This is a genomic window from Mesorhizobium sp. M3A.F.Ca.ET.175.01.1.1, assembly GCF_004791945.1.
GTDB lineage: Bacteria > Pseudomonadota > Alphaproteobacteria > Rhizobiales > Rhizobiaceae > Mesorhizobium.
Genome location: NZ_SRTP01000322.1, coordinates 1 through 269, shown reverse-complemented (window position 1 = coordinate 269; position 269 = coordinate 1). Strand labels below are relative to the sequence as shown.

Here is a 269-nt window from a genome sequence, read left to right as displayed (position 1 = left end):
GCCGACTATCCGTCGCGGGCCAGGCGCTTCGACGTGGTCTACCACTTGCTGTCGCCGAAGCAGAACGTCCGCATCCGGCTCAAGGTGCAGGCCGACGAGGAGACGCTGGTTCCCTCGCTGACCGCCGTCTATCCCGGCGCCGACTGGTTCGAGCGCGAGACCTACGACCTTTATGGCGTGCTGTTCTCCGATCATCCGGATCTGCGCCGCATCCTCACCGACTACGGCTTTGACGGCCATCCGCTGCGCAAGGATTTCCCGCTGACCGG

Annotated in this window: 1 protein-coding gene; it reads left to right on the top strand. The window is 65.1% G+C overall.

Translation table 11 applies throughout. The features are described from left to right. The coding region (locus EN818_RS31820) for an NADH-quinone oxidoreductase subunit C (protein WP_135906744.1) at positions 1–269 on the top strand (269 nt) is incomplete at both ends.